Origin of the sequence: Parapedobacter pyrenivorans (assembly GCF_014636865.1) — a bacterium.
Lineage (GTDB): Bacteria > Bacteroidota > Bacteroidia > Sphingobacteriales > Sphingobacteriaceae > Parapedobacter > Parapedobacter pyrenivorans.
In genome coordinates this window covers 214,064-231,151 of sequence record NZ_BMER01000001.1, presented here as the reverse complement: position 1 = coordinate 231,151, position 17,088 = coordinate 214,064, and the positions used below count along the sequence as shown (strand labels likewise).

The 17,088-nt window shown below is 47.6% G+C and carries 16 protein-coding genes; 6 read left to right on the top strand and 10 right to left on the bottom strand.

Features of this window, described 5'->3' with window-relative positions:
* The first annotated feature begins 55 nt into the window (after positions 1-55).
* On the top strand, positions 56-1,510 hold the full coding sequence (gnd, locus tag IEV98_RS00920; RefSeq protein ID WP_188504066.1) for a decarboxylating NADP(+)-dependent phosphogluconate dehydrogenase: 1,455 nt from the start codon (positions 56-58) through the stop codon (positions 1,508-1,510).
* A 24-nt stretch (positions 1,511-1,534) separates the two neighbouring features.
* Here the strand turns inward: gnd and IEV98_RS00915 are convergent, their stop codons facing one another.
* The 4 genes from IEV98_RS00915 to IEV98_RS00900 all read right to left on the bottom strand — a co-directional run bounded on the left by IEV98_RS00915 (position 1,535) and on the right by IEV98_RS00900 (position 6,851).
* Positions 1,535-2,185 (bottom strand): lipoprotein signal peptidase, encoded by a 651-nt coding sequence (locus IEV98_RS00915; RefSeq protein ID WP_188504065.1) that lies wholly within the window; start codon positions 2,183-2,185, stop codon positions 1,535-1,537.
* An 88-nt stretch (positions 2,186-2,273) separates the two neighbouring features.
* Positions 2,274-2,660, bottom strand: a complete 387-nt coding sequence (locus tag IEV98_RS00910; RefSeq protein WP_188504064.1) for a TraR/DksA family transcriptional regulator — start codon at positions 2,658-2,660, stop codon at positions 2,274-2,276.
* Between the two features lie 4 nt (positions 2,661-2,664).
* Entirely contained in the window at positions 2,665-6,078 is a 3,414-nt protein-coding gene (gene ileS, locus IEV98_RS00905; protein WP_188504063.1) for an isoleucine--tRNA ligase, read from the bottom strand.
* Positions 6,079-6,497: 419 nt separating this feature from the next.
* Positions 6,498-6,851, bottom strand: coding sequence for a HesB/IscA family protein (locus IEV98_RS00900; RefSeq protein WP_188504062.1), 354 nt, complete (start codon positions 6,849-6,851; stop codon positions 6,498-6,500).
* Between the two features lie 100 nt (positions 6,852-6,951).
* On the opposite strand from IEV98_RS00900, the gene IEV98_RS00895 reads away from it, so the two are divergent.
* The 3 genes from IEV98_RS00895 to IEV98_RS00885 all read left to right on the top strand — a co-directional run bounded on the left by IEV98_RS00895 (position 6,952) and on the right by IEV98_RS00885 (position 9,646).
* Entirely contained in the window at positions 6,952-7,479 is a 528-nt protein-coding gene (locus IEV98_RS00895) for a DUF7935 family protein (protein WP_188504061.1), read from the top strand.
* A gap of 60 nt (positions 7,480-7,539) precedes the next feature.
* On the top strand, positions 7,540-8,811 hold the full coding sequence (glyA, locus tag IEV98_RS00890; RefSeq protein WP_188504060.1) for a serine hydroxymethyltransferase: 1,272 nt from the start codon (positions 7,540-7,542) through the stop codon (positions 8,809-8,811).
* Positions 8,812-9,058: 247 nt separating this feature from the next.
* Positions 9,059-9,646: an RNA polymerase sigma factor gene (locus tag IEV98_RS00885; RefSeq protein WP_188504059.1), complete on the top strand. Its 588-nt coding sequence runs from the start codon at positions 9,059-9,061 to the stop codon at positions 9,644-9,646.
* Positions 9,647-9,650: 4 nt separating this feature from the next.
* On the opposite strand, the gene IEV98_RS00880 is transcribed toward IEV98_RS00885, so the two are convergent.
* The 5 genes from IEV98_RS00880 to IEV98_RS00860 form a co-directional block, all read right to left on the bottom strand.
* The gene (locus tag IEV98_RS00880) at positions 9,651-10,262 is read right to left on the bottom strand and encodes a 2'-5' RNA ligase family protein (protein WP_188504058.1); all 612 of its coding nucleotides are present in this window, start codon (positions 10,260-10,262) and stop codon (positions 9,651-9,653) included.
* Between the two features lie 77 nt (positions 10,263-10,339).
* The gene (locus IEV98_RS00875; protein WP_188504057.1) at positions 10,340-10,906 is read right to left on the bottom strand and encodes a GNAT family N-acetyltransferase; all 567 of its coding nucleotides are present in this window, start codon (positions 10,904-10,906) and stop codon (positions 10,340-10,342) included.
* Between the two features lie 9 nt (positions 10,907-10,915).
* Complete coding sequence (locus tag IEV98_RS00870; RefSeq protein ID WP_188504056.1) at positions 10,916-11,425, bottom strand: VOC family protein; 510 nt, start codon at positions 11,423-11,425, stop codon at positions 10,916-10,918.
* Positions 11,426-11,451: 26 nt separating this feature from the next.
* Positions 11,452-11,862 carry an iron chaperone gene (locus IEV98_RS00865; protein WP_188504055.1) on the bottom strand — a complete coding sequence of 137 codons (411 nt, stop codon included), beginning with the start codon at positions 11,860-11,862 and terminating at the stop codon, positions 11,452-11,454.
* 190 nt (positions 11,863-12,052) lie between these two features.
* Positions 12,053-12,802 carry a DeoR/GlpR family DNA-binding transcription regulator gene (locus IEV98_RS00860; protein WP_188504054.1) on the bottom strand — a complete coding sequence of 250 codons (750 nt, stop codon included), beginning with the start codon at positions 12,800-12,802 and terminating at the stop codon, positions 12,053-12,055.
* 532 nt (positions 12,803-13,334) lie between these two features.
* Here IEV98_RS00860 and IEV98_RS00855 point away from each other — a divergent pair.
* Positions 13,335-14,705, top strand: a complete 1,371-nt coding sequence (locus IEV98_RS00855; protein ID WP_188504053.1) for a DegT/DnrJ/EryC1/StrS family aminotransferase — start codon at positions 13,335-13,337, stop codon at positions 14,703-14,705.
* Between the two features lie 11 nt (positions 14,706-14,716).
* Positions 14,717-16,084, top strand: a complete 1,368-nt coding sequence (locus tag IEV98_RS00850; RefSeq protein ID WP_188504052.1) for a neutral/alkaline non-lysosomal ceramidase N-terminal domain-containing protein — start codon at positions 14,717-14,719, stop codon at positions 16,082-16,084.
* Positions 16,085-16,091: 7 nt separating this feature from the next.
* Here IEV98_RS00850 and IEV98_RS00845 read toward each other — a convergent pair whose 3' ends face one another.
* Positions 16,092-16,976 carry a 3-hydroxyacyl-CoA dehydrogenase family protein gene (locus IEV98_RS00845; RefSeq protein WP_188504051.1) on the bottom strand — a complete coding sequence of 295 codons (885 nt, stop codon included), beginning with the start codon at positions 16,974-16,976 and terminating at the stop codon, positions 16,092-16,094.
* Positions 16,977-17,088 lie beyond the last annotated feature (112 nt).

Sequence of the window (17,088 nt, the reverse complement as noted above, 5' to 3'; positions counted from 1 at the left end):
TTTGTTTTTTTACTGTAGCGTAAAGTATAACTTTGGGAACAAAATGGAGTTATATATGCAAGAGAAATCTGATATCGGCGTGATTGGTATCGCCGTAATGGGTGAAAACCTCATCCTGAATATGGAAAGTAAGGGTTTCCACGTAACCGCTTACAACCGCACGGTGGATAAGGTGGAACGTTTCATCAATGGACGAGCAAAAGGTAAAAATATCTATGGAGCCACGTCCATTGAAGACTTAATCCGTTCGCTGAAGCGGCCGCGGAAAGTCATGTTGATGGTCAAGGCCGGGCAACCGGTAGATGACTTCATCGAACTGCTTATTCCGCATCTGGAGCCAGGCGACATCATTATCGATGGGGGTAATTCCCATTTCCCAGACACGGAACGCCGGGTGAAGTACATGGAGAGCAAAGGCTTGCTGTATGTTGGTACCGGCGTATCGGGCGGTGAAGAAGGAGCCTTATTGGGGCCGTCGATTATGCCGGGTGGTTCGAAAGCCGCGTGGCCTGCTGTGAAACCGATTTTCCAGTCGATAGCCGCTAAAGTGGCCGACGGGACACCGTGTTGCGACTGGGTGGGAGATGGCGGAGCCGGTCATTTCGTGAAGATGGTGCACAACGGAATAGAATACGGCGACATGCAGCTGATCAATGAAACCTACCACATCATGAAGGAAGTGCTGGGTATGACCCCCGATGAAATGCACGAGGTGTTCAAAGAATGGAACGAAGGGGAGTTGGATAGCTATCTGATTGAGATCACGCGAGATATTCTGGCGTTTAAAGATGAAGATGGACTGCCCCTGGTAGATAAAATATTGGATACCGCAGGTCAGAAGGGAACGGGTAAGTGGACCGGGACGGTAGCGCTCGATTTGGGCGTGCCGCTAACATTGATTGCGGAGTCCGTGTTCGCTCGCTGCCTTTCGGCTTTGAAAGAGGAGCGCGTAGCTGCATCGAAAGTATTGCACGGACCTACCCCTGCGTTTGAGGGTGATCGGCAGGCCTTTATCAACGACCTACGCGATGCACTGTATGCCGCAAAAGTCATTTCTTATGCCCAAGGCTACCAAATGATGGCGGTTGCGGCGAAGGAATATGGGTGGAAGCTGAATTATGGCAGTATCGCGCTGATGTGGCGCGAGGGTTGTATTATCCGATCGGCATTCCTCGGAAAGATCAAGGAAGCATTTGACAAAAACGCTGATCTGCAAAACTTGATTTTGGATGACTTCTTCAGGGAGAAAATCCAAGTTGCGCAAAACGGTTGGCGGAAGGTCGTGGCATCGGCTATTAGCAATGGTATACCCATACCTTGCCTGAGTGCCGGATTGATTTATTACGATGGCTATCGCTGCGAACGGTTGCCGGCAAATCTATTGCAGGCGCAGCGCGACTATTTCGGTGCCCATACCTACGAAAGGCTAGATAAGCCGCGTGGGGAATTTTTCCATACGAATTGGACGGGTAGAGGTGGAGAAACGTCTTCCACGACCTACGATGTATAAAAAAAGCGGCTTTAGCCGCTTTTTTTAATCTTCAACTATTTCGCTATTGTAGCTCTCGGGTTCTACAATTTCTTCCTTGAAATAGCGTTTTTGATAAATCAGGATAAGTGCTACGCCAACTGTAATGGCGGAGTCTGCAATGTTAAATACCGGTCTGAAAAACAAGAAGTCCTCACCACCCCAAATCGGAAACCAGGCAGGGAAGTTACCTTTGATAATGGGGAAATACAACATATCCACCACCTTGCCGTGGAGCAGGCTGGAGTAACCCCCTTCCACCGGAAAAAGTCTGGCTTTTTCAAACCAGGTACTTTCACTGAAAATTAGCCCGTAAAAAGTGGAGTCGATGATATTGCCCATTGCCCCCGCAAAGATCAGCGCCACGTTGAGGATAAAGCCCCGATGGTATTTGTGCTTGATCATGTAATGCAATCCATATGCTATACCGATTACGGCCGCGATACGGAATAAAGAGAGCGCCAGCTTACCAGCTTCGCCGCCGAATTCCAAGCCAAAGGCCATGCCGTTATTTTCGGTAAAATGGATGATGAACCAATCACCGAGGATGTTGTACTCTTGCCCCAGTGTCATATTAAGCTTGATCCATAGCTTAACGAGTTGGTCTATCAGGAGGACCGATGCAATCAGAATAAGAGGTTTGGTATAACCTTTCATGGTTTGAGCTATCGCCTATCGGCTATCAGCCATCGGCACCCAACTGCACTAACAGCTGATTCCCGATACTTAATAGCTGACAGCTGGTCTAATATTGTTTCAATTTGGCTTCCATGCTCAACGTCGTATGCGGTACGGCACGGAGACGCTCCTTTTGGATGAGTTTGCCAGTTTCGCGGCAAATGCCGTAAGTCTTGTTCTCGATACGCACCAAGGCCGCTTCCAAATTGTCAATAAATTTCTTTTGGCGTGCGGCTAATTGATTGGTCTGTTCTTTTTCCAACGTAGCGGATCCATCCTCCAGCGTCTTGAAAGTGCCTGCCGTATCGTCAGTGCCATTGCCGTTGCTACTGTTCAACGTCTTGGTCAAGGCCGATAATTCTTCTTTAGCTACGCGTAGCTTTTCCAGGATGATTTCCTTGAACTCTTGCAGTTCCGCGTCGCTATAACGTGTTTTTTCGCTGTTATTTGCCATAATTTTACACTTTTTCAATTAAAACATTCAATTCCCTTTCCGCTATCTCTATGGTGTCACCCATCGTAAGGTTGCCTTCAAATATCAAAGAGTCTGCCAATATCTCTGTGCGAATATAAGATAAATTACCCTTGGCCGCTTCGGTAATATCCGGGATATCACTCAAACTAACCTTTATGCGGTCTGTCACCTCAAATCCACGCTCTTTGCGGATATTCTGGATGCGATTTACCAACTCTCGGGAGATTCCTTCCTTTTTCAAAGCCGGGGTGATATTAATATCAAGTGCCACGGTAAGTTTACCCAGATTGGCCACCTGCCAACCGGCTACATCCTCGGCGACGATTTCCACATCAGTTAGTGACACTATGTATTGCATATTCGGTATGGTAATCGTTCCCTCGCCTTCGAGGGTCGCGATGTCTTGCGGAGTAAATGCTTGGATGGCCGTGGCCACAGCTTTCATATCCTTACCTACCTTAGGCCCCAAGGTTTTGAAGTTGGGCTTTATTTTCTTGGTCACGAAGCCGGCGGTATCGGTGATGAACTCGATTTCTTTGATATTCGTTTCTGAAAGGATAAGCTCCCTTACCTTTTCCACCTTATGACGGAAATCGGCGTTTAATACGGGCAAAAGAATTTTGTTGAGCGGCTGCCGCACGTTAATGCCTGTTTTCTTACGAAGCGACAATGTGAGGGAGGAGATGTCTTGTGCTAAGGCCATCCGTTCTTCCAGTTCCTTGTCCATCAAATCTTCATGATAAACGGGGAAATCCGCCAAGTGCACCGATTCAGCCTGCTCCTTATGCGTGACGCCATTCAGATCCAAATATAGCCGGTCGCTGAAAAACGGAGCAATCGGCGACATGAGTTTGCTGATGGTATTGAGGCAGGTGTAAAGTGTTTGATACGCCGATATCTTGTCTTCCGTGTACTCGCCTTTCCAGAAGCGTCTGCGGCAGAGCCGCACATACCAATTACTCAGGTGCTCGTCTACAAACAGTTGGATGGCACGGGCAGCCTTGGTGGGTTCAAAGTCAGCATAATAGCTGTCTACTTCCTGAGTAAGGCTGTTGAGCAGTGAGATAATCCAGCGGTCTATTTCGGGGCGACCTCCGATGGGTAAATCGGGCTCTTGATAAGCGAATTTATCGATATTGGCATACAATGCGAAAAACGCATAGGTGTTGTACAAGGTGCCGAAAAATTTCCGCCGTACCTCATCCAATCCTTCCTCGTTGAATTTCAGGTTGTCCCAAGGCGCGGCATTGCTGATTAGGTACCAGCGGGTGGCGTCCGCACTGTAGGTTTCGATGGTAGCAAACGGATCCACGGCATTGCCGAGCCTTTTTGACATCTTATTGCCGTTTTTATCCAACACCAGCCCGTTGGATATTACGTTTTTGAAGGCGACCGATCCCCTGAGCATGGTAGAAATCGCATGCAGGGTGAAAAACCATCCCCTTGTCTGGTCTACGCCCTCGGCGATAAAATCTGCAGGATAGGCCCCTTCGAAGCCTGCCTTGAAGGGCGATTCATCACCTGCGGTCAATTTTTCATAGTCCAATCCCCATTGCGCAAAAGGCATGGCTCCGCTGTCGAACCACACATCGATGAGGTCGGGCTCACGATAAAGCCGTTGCCCGGCGTCAGACACCAGTACGACATCGTCGACGTAGGGGCGGTGCAGATCCAACTGGTCCGTCCCGAATTTGCTCAGGTATTCCTGAAGCCTGGCTTTTTCGGTGTCGTCAAGTACATCAGAGGCCAGGCTGCTTTCGATTCTATTCTTCAGCTCATCGATGGATCCGATGCAGATTTCTTCGTTTTCGTCCTCACTGCGCCAAATGGGCAGGGGGGTGCCCCAGTAGCGCGAACGGGAGAGGTTCCAGTCCACGAGATTTTCCAGCCAGTTCCCAAAACGGCCGGTACCGGTGGATTCAGGCTTCCAATTGATGGTTTTATTGAGGGCTACCAATTCATCCTTTACCGCAGTCGTGCGGATAAACCAACTGTCCAGTGGGTAGTAAAGTACGGGTTTATCCGTGCGCCAGCAATGCGGGTAGCTATGCTCATACTTCTTCACCTCAAAAGCCTTGTTATCTTCTTTCAACCTGATGGCAATCAAGACGTCGGTGGGCTTGAATCCTTCGGCGGTACGTTCTTCGTCGCTGTAATATTCTTCCTTAACGAAGCGACCACCAAATTCGCCGATTTCTTTTACAAACCGCCCTCGCTTATCGACGATTGGAACATCCTTGCCGTTTTCGTCTTTCACGAAAACACCTGGTACATCGTTTTCCTTACTCACACGGAAGTCGTCCGCCCCGAACGTAGCTGATGAATGGACGATGCCCGTGCCATCTTCTGTGGTCACGAAATCTCCGGCAATTACCCGGAAAGCCCGCTGTTCCAATAGCTCGTTGCTGACATAGGGGAGCAGTTGATGATACTTCAGATTCAGCAGTTCGGCCCCGGTAAACTCAGCACTGATTTCCCAAGGAATGATTTTGTCGCCTTGACGATAGTTTTTCAAGGGTATTTGCTGACCCTCAGGTTTAAAAAAGCGATTCAACAACTCTTTTGCCAGCACGACACTTACGGGCTCGAATGTATATTGGTTGAACGTACGGATCTTTATATAGCGGATATCTTTGCCGACGACCAATGCACTATTGGCGGGCAATGTCCAAGGGGTGGTTGTCCAGGCAAGGAAGGCGGTGTCCTCGTTTTCGTCTTCAAACAATGCGGGGAGGGCAGGGTGGACTTGATCCTTTTTAATGCGGAACTCGGCGACGATCGTTGTATCCTTGATGGGTTTGTACGTGCCAGGTTGGTTGAGCTCGTGCGAGCTGAGCCCCGTTCCAGCAGCCGGGGAGTACGGTTGGATCGTATATCCCTTGTACAGCAGGCCTTTCTTGTATAATTCCTTCAAAATCCACCACAACGTCTCGATATATTCATTCTCGTAGGTGATGTACGGGTTTTCCAGATCCACCCAATACCCCATTTTCTCGGTGAGGTCGTTCCACACATCGGTATACTTCATGACCTCCCTGCGGCATGCCGCGTTGTAGTCGGCCACTGAAATGGTCTTTCCGATATCCTCCTTTGTGATGCCGAGCGTTTTTTCTACAGCGAGTTCAATCGGTAGGCCATGTGTGTCCCATCCGCCCTTACGTTTTACCTGATAGCCCTTTAGGGTTTTATAACGGCAGAAAATATCTTTGATGGCGCGGGCCATCACGTGATGGATGCCGGGCATACCATTCGCCGAAGGCGGACCTTCGTAAAAGGTATAGGGCTTATTTGCCGGGCGATGAGTGATACTTTTGTCAAAGATGTTTTTCGCCTGCCAATGAGCCAATACTTCCTTGCCGATCTGGGATAAATTGAGCTGCTTGTATTCCTTGTACATCAATTATTTGTGTTCAAAAATGAGGATGCAAAGATAGGGAATTAGAACGAAATGAGAAAGGAGGGGATTTGATTCAGGTGGCTTGCTCCTCCACTGGTCTTCAACCACCTGAATCATTGGGGTGTAGGGTATGGTGACTTAGGTGAGCTGTGTTCCATCCTTACTCTTTGTATAGGACATCCTTACCGGTTGTTTACCTCGTTGGTAAGCGATAGGTAAGCAAATGGTAAACAATAGGTAAGGAAATGGTAAACAATAGGTAAGGAAATGGTAAACAATAGGTAAGCAAATGGTAAGTAATAGGTAAGGGAAAGGTAATCTAAGGGTAAGTCAGGTCTATGGAAATGGTAGACAACTGGTATCCGTAGGGTAACCAGCTCGACCGGAGACAGCCGAGGGATAGTTCGTTAGGCTGAGGGTTATGCTGAAAATGACGTCCCGCATCCGCAGGTACTGCTGGCGTTGGGGTTATTGAAAACAAATCCACGCGCATCCAATCCGTCCTTGAAATCGATCTCCATACCGGCGAGGTATAACCCATGGGCTTTATTCATGAATATCCGGATCCCTTCGATGTCATATTCGGTGTCACCTTCTTTTTTCTGGTCGAACCCCAGAATGTAGTTCATCCCAGCACATCCACCGCCTTCGACACCTACACGCAATCCGAAATCAGCCGTTATTTCCTGTTGGGCCCGCAATTTTTTGAGCTCCTGAATCGCCCCGGGTGTTAATGTTAATGGCGCCGCGGCTGAAAGTGTTGCTGTACTCATCTTATTCTGATTAAATCGTTCAAACCGTACAAAAATACATAAATATTCCCCATTTTTGCTGGGAATTCGGATTTTTACGTTCCATAAACAAATGATATAGATGGACATTGCCTCGTTCTTAGTAGATATTCTTAAATACATTTTGGCGGGATGTGTGATTGTGGGTGCAGCGAATTGGATGTTCTGGACGAGATACAACAGCCACGTTTTTCGGCTAAAAACGCTTGAAGCGAGGCAGGCTGCAAAAAAGGAAGTGTTGCCGCTGCGTCTGCAGGCTTACGAACGTGTGATACTGTTGATTGAACGTGTCAACCCAGCCAACATGTTGTTGCGTCTGCTTGAACCCGGTTTAAGTGCCAAGGATTTCCAGCAAGTGCTTATCGATGAGATTCGCGCCGAATACCAGCATAATATTACGCAACAATTGTATGTGAGCGATGTCGCTTGGTCTATTACCGAGCGGATAAAGGACAACACGGTCGCACTCATCCGTAATGCAGGAGAAGGTCTGCCTGCTACCGCGAGTGCAAAAGAGCTTAGCGCGGTTATCTTTGCGCATATTGCCGAGTTGGATGAAAATCCCTACAGTCTTGCGCTAAAATCCGTCAAAAATGAGTTAGGTGGTTGAATATTGAAAGCAAGTTTATATCTTTGCGCAACTTTTTAACATTCAATTCTTTGTATCATAATGAGAAGAGACGAAACCATATTTAATTTAATCAATCAAGAGCTCCAGCGCCAGGAAGAGGGCATCGAACTCATCGCATCGGAAAACTTTGTAAGTAAGCAAGTAATGGAGGCCGCAGGGTCAGTGCTTACCAATAAATATGCCGAAGGCTTGCCCGGCAAGCGCTATTATGGTGGTTGCGAAGTAGTTGATGAGGTCGAAACGATCGCTATCGAGCGAGCTAAACAGCTCTTTAATGCCGAATGGGTGAATGTGCAACCGCATTCCGGCGCACAGGCCAATGCGGCTGTGTTTTTAGCACTGCTGCAACCGGGCGACAAGATTTTGGGTTTCGATCTCTCCCACGGTGGGCACCTTACCCACGGTTCTCCTGTCAATTTTTCGGGAAAGCTTTATCAACCGCTGTTTTACGGCGTGGATAAGGAGACAGGTCTGATTAACTACAAGCAGCTGGAGGAGGTTGCGCTGCAAGAAAAGCCAAAGGTGATTATTTGTGGTGCGTCTGCTTATTCCCGCGACTGGGATTATGCCTTTATCCGTAAAGTGGCTGATGAAATCGGTGCACTGGTAGTTGCGGATATTTCGCATCCTGCAGGACTTATTGCACGTGGATTACTTAGCGACCCACTGCCGCATTGCCATGTAGTGACGACCACTACGCACAAAACACTGCGTGGCCCTCGGGGCGGGCTCATTATGGTGGGTAAGGACTTTGAAAACCCATGGGGCATCAAAACTCCAAAAGGAGAGGTGCGCAGTATCACGTCGTTATTGGACTTAGCTGTTTTCCCTGGCACGCAGGGTGGACCTTTGGAGCACATCATCGCCGCCAAAGCCATCGCATTTGGAGAGGCGCTGAGTGGTGACTATATGGAGTACATCATCCAGGTCAAGAAAAATGCAGCAACGATGGCCCAAGCGTTTGTAAATAAAGATTATAATATCATATCCGGGGGGACTGACAATCACTTGATGCTGATCGATCTCCGTAACAAGGGCATTAGCGGTAAGGCGGCCGAAGCGGCCTTAGGCAAAGCAGGCATTACCATCAACAAGAATATGGTTCCATTCGACGATAAATCACCCTTCGTGACATCGGGCATTCGCTTGGGTACGGCTGCCATCACTACGCGCGGACTTAAGGAGGATAATATGCTGGAGATCGCAGAAATGATTGATGTAGCGCTGCTGAAGCATGACGACGATATCGCGTTGGATAAAATACACAATAAAGTGAAAGCGTTGATGGCGGAATATCCATTGTATAGATAGATCCGGAATTAAAATGAAGTGTAGGCCTTATTCCGTAACCCGGGATAAGGCCTGTTTTGTTACAATATATGCCTGCCTTTAGTGCGAAAAGACGAAATTCAAACAAAAGCTTTGAAATGCTGAAAATTTTGTCTTTTTTTGACCTTAGTTAACAGAACCATTGATAGGAGAGCTGCTATAGGAGATACGACTACAAGAGAAAAATTACTTATTTGTTGAAAATAGTAAAAGGCGAAAGTAGCGTATTATGAAGCTTGAACAACGAACGGACCAGGAGCTTATCCGTCTTTATGTGTCTGGTGATGAGGCGGGTTTGGAAATTTTGATAGATCGGTATAAGTCTAAACTATATACATCCATCTATTTATTGGTGAAAAACGAGTGCCTCGCGGAAGATATATTCCAAGACACTTTTATTAAGGTAATCAACACGCTTAGAAGCGGACGCTATAACGAGGAAGGTAAATTTTTGCCTTGGGTGATGCGGATTGCGCATAATCTGGTGATTGACTATTACCGCAAGGAACGCCGCACACCGGTGGTTGTAAACAGTGAGGGCTTCGATATTTTTGATGTCTTGCATTTTGCCGACGAAAGCGCGGAGACCCGGATGATCCGCGAGCAAACCCATAAAGACCTTCGGAAAATGATACAACGGCTTCCTGATGACCAAAAGGAGGTACTCATCATGCGTCATTATGGCGAAATGAGCTTTAAGGAAATCGCTGATGTCACCGAGGTAAGTATCAACACCGCGCTCGGCAGGATGCGTTATGCACTCAATAACCTCCGCAAGATGATGTACGGCAATGAAGAGGCCCTGAAAATGGGATAGGGAATCAGGCAAAAAGTTTCCCTTGGGAGAACCGGGGTGACATGTCCAGGAAATTGAATTTAGCGACCACGGCGTAGGTATGTGTGCCCATCATTCGCTTTAGCAACGTCATATTTTTGGCGCGGAATACACCGTTGTATTTGGTGCGTCTCCAAATCGGCCATATCGCCTCGTTTTGGGGCGGCGTGAGCTTTCTTGCAATGGTGATATGTGGTTTGGTTACAAAATACGGTGGATGTCCCTTTATTCCGTTCACCAAAGGCCGGAGTTCTCGCCGGCGCTTTGAAACCAAGCCAAGGATGGGGGCAGTTGATTTTACATCGACGAAGAGCGTATGGCCGAAACTGCCAAATCCTTGTAATTCGACGTCGAAAGGCGCTACGGTCGATGCCAATAGCTGGAGTTCCTTGATGATATGTTTTTCATAGCTGTCATACTGAATAAATCGCATTAAGGTCATGTGGCTTTTGGAAACAATCGCATTCGGATAACGGTGGTTTTTCAAAAAATACTGCTTAAAGCCTTGCAAGTGCTTTTGTACTTGATCAATTGGTTCGATAATTAGCAGGTACTCACATAAATGGAGGCCAAAGCGTTGTGGAACGAATACATCCATGATTTCTAATATTTTTAGTAAAAATACAATGATTTATCGGTTTTTCAAATAAATCATCCTCTTTTTTACTAAAAATATTAACATGTTGGCTTTTCCCACCGTATGGTATCGTTTTGAATGTTAATCGGTGAGAATCCCATTTTTTCCGCAAAACGGTTGGCCCTGTTATTTTGGGTGGCCGTGGTGCATGCCAACGACCTGGTTTCATAGTGTTCGATGGAGTGTTGGACAACTAATTGGAGCGCTGCCTGCATGATGCCCTGCCCCCAGCACGCTGGCAGTAACGTGCCGCCGAATTCGATGACGCCATGTTCTTTTTCCCAATGGTGCAAGGCGCAATCGCCGATAATAACGGTGGGGTTGCGGACCAGCCGGATTGTCCATATCAACTCACAGGCTGCTACGATGCGCAAAGCGAAACTTTCGGCAGTGTCCTCAGGCAGGACGGGGTACTGGCTTCCGTGGTCATGCGATTCGCAAGAGCGATATAGCCGAAAGAACGGGTCTGCATCTGCCTGTGTCAATACCTTCAATACGACCTGATCGTTTGATAGTGTAGGTGTATCATCAGTATGGTCGGCTGCCGCGGTGTGCAAACGCCTTATTCGGCCGCTGCTGAATAACAATGAAGTATGATTGATCATGTGGAGCGTTCATCCTTTTTCGTAGGCTTCGATTAATGGGGCGATGTCCAGTTTTTTCATATGATACATCACTTGTAACACCCGGCTTACTTTAGCGGGATCCGGATCGAGCACCATATCGTTCAGCACGGTGGGTACAACCTGCCATGATACCCCGAATTTGTCCTTGAGCCAGCCACATACCTGGGCCTTTTCGTCGCCGCCGTCGCCGAGTTTTTCCCAATAGTAGTCTACTTCGTCTTGGGTGTCGCAATTCACCGCAAAAGAAATTGCTTCATTGAATTGGAACATTGGTCCACCGTTCAAGGCGACGAATTCCTGCCCTTCGATGACGAATTCGATCGTCATCACAGACCCTTCCGCCTTCTGGTGAAATTCATATCCATCTCGGGTGTAACGGGTAGTCCGGCCGATTTTGGAATTGTTGAAGATCGAGGTGTAAAGCTTCACTGCGGCCTCGGCCTCATTATCGAACCACAGGGTTGGGGTGATTTTCGATGTTGAAATGCGTTTTTCCATGATGGTTGTTTTTTACAGTAATGGAGTTATTTTTTTGTCTTGAAGTTTGCGGCTCCGTTGACCTGAGTTGCTGTGCGGTTTTCTTCCACGCGTTTTTTAATGAGTTTGATAAGCAGCGCGTCGGGAAAAGGGTCGTCCCACGGAAACTGGATGGCGCCCTTGGTCTGTTTATAATGGGCGAGCTCATCCCTGAATGTTTCTTTGATCGAATTACTGGCCGGATATAAACCCCAATGATTTTTCCATGCCGCAAAGTACAGTAATATACCGTGATAGCGATAGGCAGGCATCTGGTAACTGATCGTCTCTTCGGCATCGGGAACCGTGCGCTTGATGGTGGTGCGTACGCGTTCCAAAATCGACCTTTGTTTGGCGTCTGCGACGGAAGCCAGGTATTCGTCCACGTTGTTGAAGCTGGTTTTCTTGGCGCTTTCCATGAATTACCTTTTTATCGATGATATGCTGTTCATCCGTGTTCACGGTGATACGCCCGAGTATAGACGACGGAGAACAATACAAACATCGGCAGTAAGTGCGTGTTTGAAAATGGGCAGGTATGACAATCTAGGGGGGGATATGCGACAAGGCAATCTAGTTGCCTGGCCTGAATGTGTGAAGCGCTCCGCGTTATATCACAGTAATATTTTTTTGGATAAAATGGGTAAACAACGGATCTGTTGGGTCCCGCTCGGTAATCAGGTAATTGACCTGGCTGGCAGCGCAGATATTTAGCCATTTGACGGTATTCAGCTTTTCGGAGATGCTAATCACCGCAACTTTTTTTGCTGAACTGATCAGTCCCTTTTTGACCTGTACAACCTCCCAATCCGCGTCAGTCAATCCTTCTTCAGAAGAAAAGGCATTGGCACCCAGGATGCAGAGGTCAGCTTTCAGGCCAGCTAGTTGATTAACCACACTTGCGCCGATATAAAGATTTGCGTTTTTTATCAGCTTTCCCCCGATACCGATAACATTTAGATTTTCATGCTGAGCAAGCGTAATGGCAACTTGTGGGCTAATGGTAATGATCGTAAGTTTTAGTGAAGAAGGTATCATTTTGGCGAGCTCAAGCATCGTAGTGCCCCCCTCGGTAATGATCACCATGTTGTTTTTGAGTAATGTAATGGCTTTGGACGCTATTTTCCTTTTTGACTCAACGGCGTAAGTTACATGCTCGTTATTGAAAGGGGCTACAAAAGATTTACTGATGGCTCCGCCATGTACTTTGATGATTTTTCCTTCTTGCGCAAGTTCATGCAGATCCCTGCGGATGGTGTCATCTGAAACGTTTAGTTGTTCACTGAGCTCCACCGAGAAAACCTTATTATGTAGGTCGATTTCTCTAAGAATAGCCTCTTGTCGTTTACTTTTTCTCATGCTTGCTTGGTTAAGTAATAGTACATGAAACCGCAGAAATGCCGCTTGCGCCAATTCATGGTTTCCTGCAAAGGTATATATTATTTGTTAGATTATGCGGTGTTGGGTACGGGGTATGTTAGCTGAAAAGGTAGTCTTTTGCCCGAACAGCGCGTTTTATTGGGTTTTACTAAAAGATAACAAAAATAGCTCGTGCCTTCGGTTTATATAGAAGTATGCGGTTATTGGCTGATAGTCCGCAAATGGGTTTGGTTACGCCGGTTGTTGATAAGGCCTGGTGGAAAATTCAGGTTGCCTCGTTTCAAGGGCGGCGGCCGGAAGAGCGATATGCTTCGGTTTCTGATTTTTGCGTGTTTTCTGTATTTTATTCGCATTAATCACTTATTTTTTTCTTTTTATGAGATAATAGCGTTATTATTGCGTTTTTATGTCGGTATTTGGGCAATAAGCGCTTCGGTTTCGCATACGGGAGAAACACTCACGCCCTGACATCGGAATTGATTTCAGTTGATGAAATAAAATGATAGTATATATGGACACGCAGAAGAATAATGGACGGCGGGACTTTCTCAGAACAGGTGCATTGCTTGGTGCGACCGTGATGGCGTCTCCGTTATCAACGTTTAGTAGTAATTCCTCCAGCAGCAGTAAGCCTGCTATTTTAGGCGGTCGGTCGATTTGGTCCGATAAGCAATGGCCTCAATGGCCACGTTGGAATCCTGAAACGGATGAGCGCCGATTGCTCGAAGTAGTGCGCAGCGGAGTGTGGTCGCGTGGACGGACAACTGCAGAGTTCGAGCAGAAATGGGCCGCTATGGTCGGTACGGACCGGTCGCTGGCGGTTGTGAACGGAACAAATGCGCTCGCAACGGCGATCAATAGTTTCGGAATCGGTCCCGGCGATGAAGTTTTGGTGCCTCCATATACCTTTATCGCCACCGTATCTGCTATCCTATTTAATGGGGCCATGCCCGTTTTTGTGGATGTAGACCCGGCCACATTCCAGATAGATCCCCGGAAAATGGCTGCCAAGATTACCAGCAAGACCAAGGCCATCCTGCCCGTGCACATCCTGGGATTACCGGCAGATATGGATGCCATCATGGCCATTGCGAAGCAGCATAAGCTTCTGGTGATTGAAGATGCTTGTCAAGCCCATTTGGCGGAATACGGTGGTCGCAAAGTGGGGAGTATCGGCCATGCTGGATGTTTCAGTTTCCAGAATTCCAAGAACCTCCCGATAGGCGAAGGCGGAGCGATTACAAGCAACGATCAATTATTCATGGACCGGTGTAGTTCGTATCACAGTTACGGATTACCGGCAGGAAGCTTTAATCCGTTGGATACCGGGATGTTAGGAAGCAAGCTTCGGTTTACGGAATACCAGGCTGCCATCGGTTTAGTGATGCTGGAGCGGCTGCAGGAGGAAACGGATGTCCGGCATAGTAATGCGACGTACCTTGCTGCGATGATAAGCGAAATTCCCGGTATTACCCCGTATCAGTTATATCCGAAGGTAGATAAAGGTGCGTTTCACCTTTTCCCATTCCGCTACGACCCGAGTGGCTTTTCAGGGCTGTCAAGGGATAGCTTTCTGACGGCGCTCCGTGCTGAGGGGGTGCCCTGCTCGGGGGGGTATGTGCCGCTGAACACGCAACCGTTTATCCAAGCATCGTTCAATTCACCCTTGTTTCAGCAGCTATATCCTGGTAAGGATGTTGATTTTCAGTCTTTCACGGAAAAAAATCAATGTCCGTTGAATGATAAACTGTGTGAGGAGGCGGTTTGGTTAACGCAGAATATGCTGCTCGGCCCTCGAACGGACATGGACGAAATAGCAATGGCTATCGGTCGGATACACCACAATGCCGCCGATATTGTCAAATCACTACCTACTAATTAGATTTTCAACCCATGCGGCGTCTCTTTTGTTTGCTGATTTGTTTTCTAGGATTGATGCTGCAGCATCTCTTTGCAGCAGGACCGTCGGCGCAGAAAGGCTGGAAGGCCGGCGTGGCCAAATTGACCATCACCCCACGGGAGCCCATGTGGATGGCAGGTTATTCCGCGCGTACGAAGCCGGCCGAAGGAAAGGAACATGAATTGTGGGCCAAAGCCCTTGTGCTGGAAGATATCAAAGGAAAGCAAGTCGTGATGGTTGCAACGGACGTATTGGGTTTTACCAAGGACTTGGCATCGGCTGTAAAACAGGTGCTCCGCACACGTTACGGCCTTTCGGATTTGGATATCTTATTAAATAGTTCACACACCCATTCCGGCCCGGTATTGAGCGATGCATTAGTGGATGGCTATTCTTTTAGTGAAACGGAGCACGCGAAAGTTGATCGCTATACGCAATGGTTGGCCGGGCGCATTATACAGGTTGTCGCCGATGCGTTCAAGGATCTAAAAGAAGCCCACCTTTATTCCGGTATCGGGGTTACCCGGTTTCAGGTAAACCGGCGCAATAATAGTGCTGCCGAATTGCATCGGCTTTCCGAACTCCGGGGGCCAAGCGATCATGCAGTGCCAATCATCAAGGTGGTAAACAAAAGAGGAAGGATAGTGGCGTTACTTTTTGGGTATTCCTGTCATCCGACAACGCTTGACGGATACGAATGGTCCGGAGATTTCCCCGGTTATGCGCAATTGGAGATCGAGAAAAGCTATAAAGGGGCTGTTGCGTTATTTTTTCAGGGGGCGGGTGGTGACCAGAATCCATTGCCGAGGCACACCACCGCCCTGGCGAAGCAATACGGGAAGGAATTGGCCGCGGCGGTTGAAAGTGTGGTAGCAGATAACCAGATGAACGTCCTTCAACCGGTATTGCGGACAGCTTATCGTGAAATAGATCTTCCTTTTTCGCCCCCGCCGTCGGTTGACGACTTACAGGGCGTGATCCGGAACGATGGGAACAAGAGTTACTATTCCAGATGGGCACACTGCTTGATCGCTCAAATTCAACAAGGGAAACCATTGAAAACATCCTATTCCTATCCCGTACAGGTTTGGAGGTTAGGTGAACAGTTGGTTGTGAGTCTTGCCGGCGAAGTCGTTGTGGACTACGCAGTGGGTATCAAGAATAAGTACGGTTGGGACACGTTTGTTTTTGGGTACAATAATGACGTGATGGGGTATATCCCATCGGCACGGATCATAGGGGAAGGCGGATACGAAGGAGATACCTCGCAAAGAGCTTATGGTCTACCCGCCAAATGGGATCCGGCGATTGAGTCATTGATTTATGACGCATGCGACCAATTGGTACGATCACTTGAGTAGGGTGTAGTCATTTGATGTCCTTCAGTAACCGGGCCAATTTTTCGCGCTGTAAAACCGCTTGATTTGACGCGGATTGGGGGTAGTCGTAAAAGCCTTTGTTTGTTTTCAATCCCAGGTTATTGTTATTGACAAGTTGATTTATGGAAAGCGGAACACTGGTTGTATTGTCCAGATCCGGCAAAATATTCGTCAGCACTTTCTCCCATACATCCAGGCCGCCTAAGTCAGTAATCTCGAATGGTCCATTCAGTGCCCACCGCAGTCCGATGCTCTGTTTTACAACGGTGTCGATATCGCTCACTTCCGCAACTCCCTGTTGCAGCAAGTTGCAGGCCTCTCTCAGCAATGCGGCTTGGAGCCTGTTGGCGATGAATCCGTTGATGTCGCGTTTCAGCAAAACAGGAACCTTTCCACAAGTCTTCAGTAGGCTAATCAGGTCGTTTACGATAGCATCGGCCATCGCTGCTGGTTTTACCAGTTCGACAAGAGGAATAAGGTCTGCCGGATTAAAGAAATGGATCAACATCATGCGCTGAGAAAACGGAAGACCCTCCGATAAAACATGCAAAGGGAAAGACGATGTATTGGATGCGATAATGGCATGTTGCTTTACATGCGGTGCGATAGTTAAAAAAACTTCCCGTTTTATATTGAAGATTTCCGGCACCGATTCAACAATTAAATCAGATTCCGAAACCGCCGTTTCCAAGCGCTTCGTTAACTTTAAATTTTCGTGGAGCCCTCGTTTACTGATCATATCGTCTATGACGCGATTGTCGGCATCGTAAAGTGTGGTCGGTATTCCATTTTCTGAAAATAAATAGGCAATGGTTTGTCCCATCGTTCCTGCACCTAAAACGGTGATTCTTTTTATTTTAAAAACGGTATCCATCTCTTCTAAATTAGTTTATAACACTGCGCAACGGCCAATAACAAGGTTGCGCGTTACGGCTGTATGGTTTGTGCAAATATAATGCAAAATATTAATTTTAGGTTTATTATTA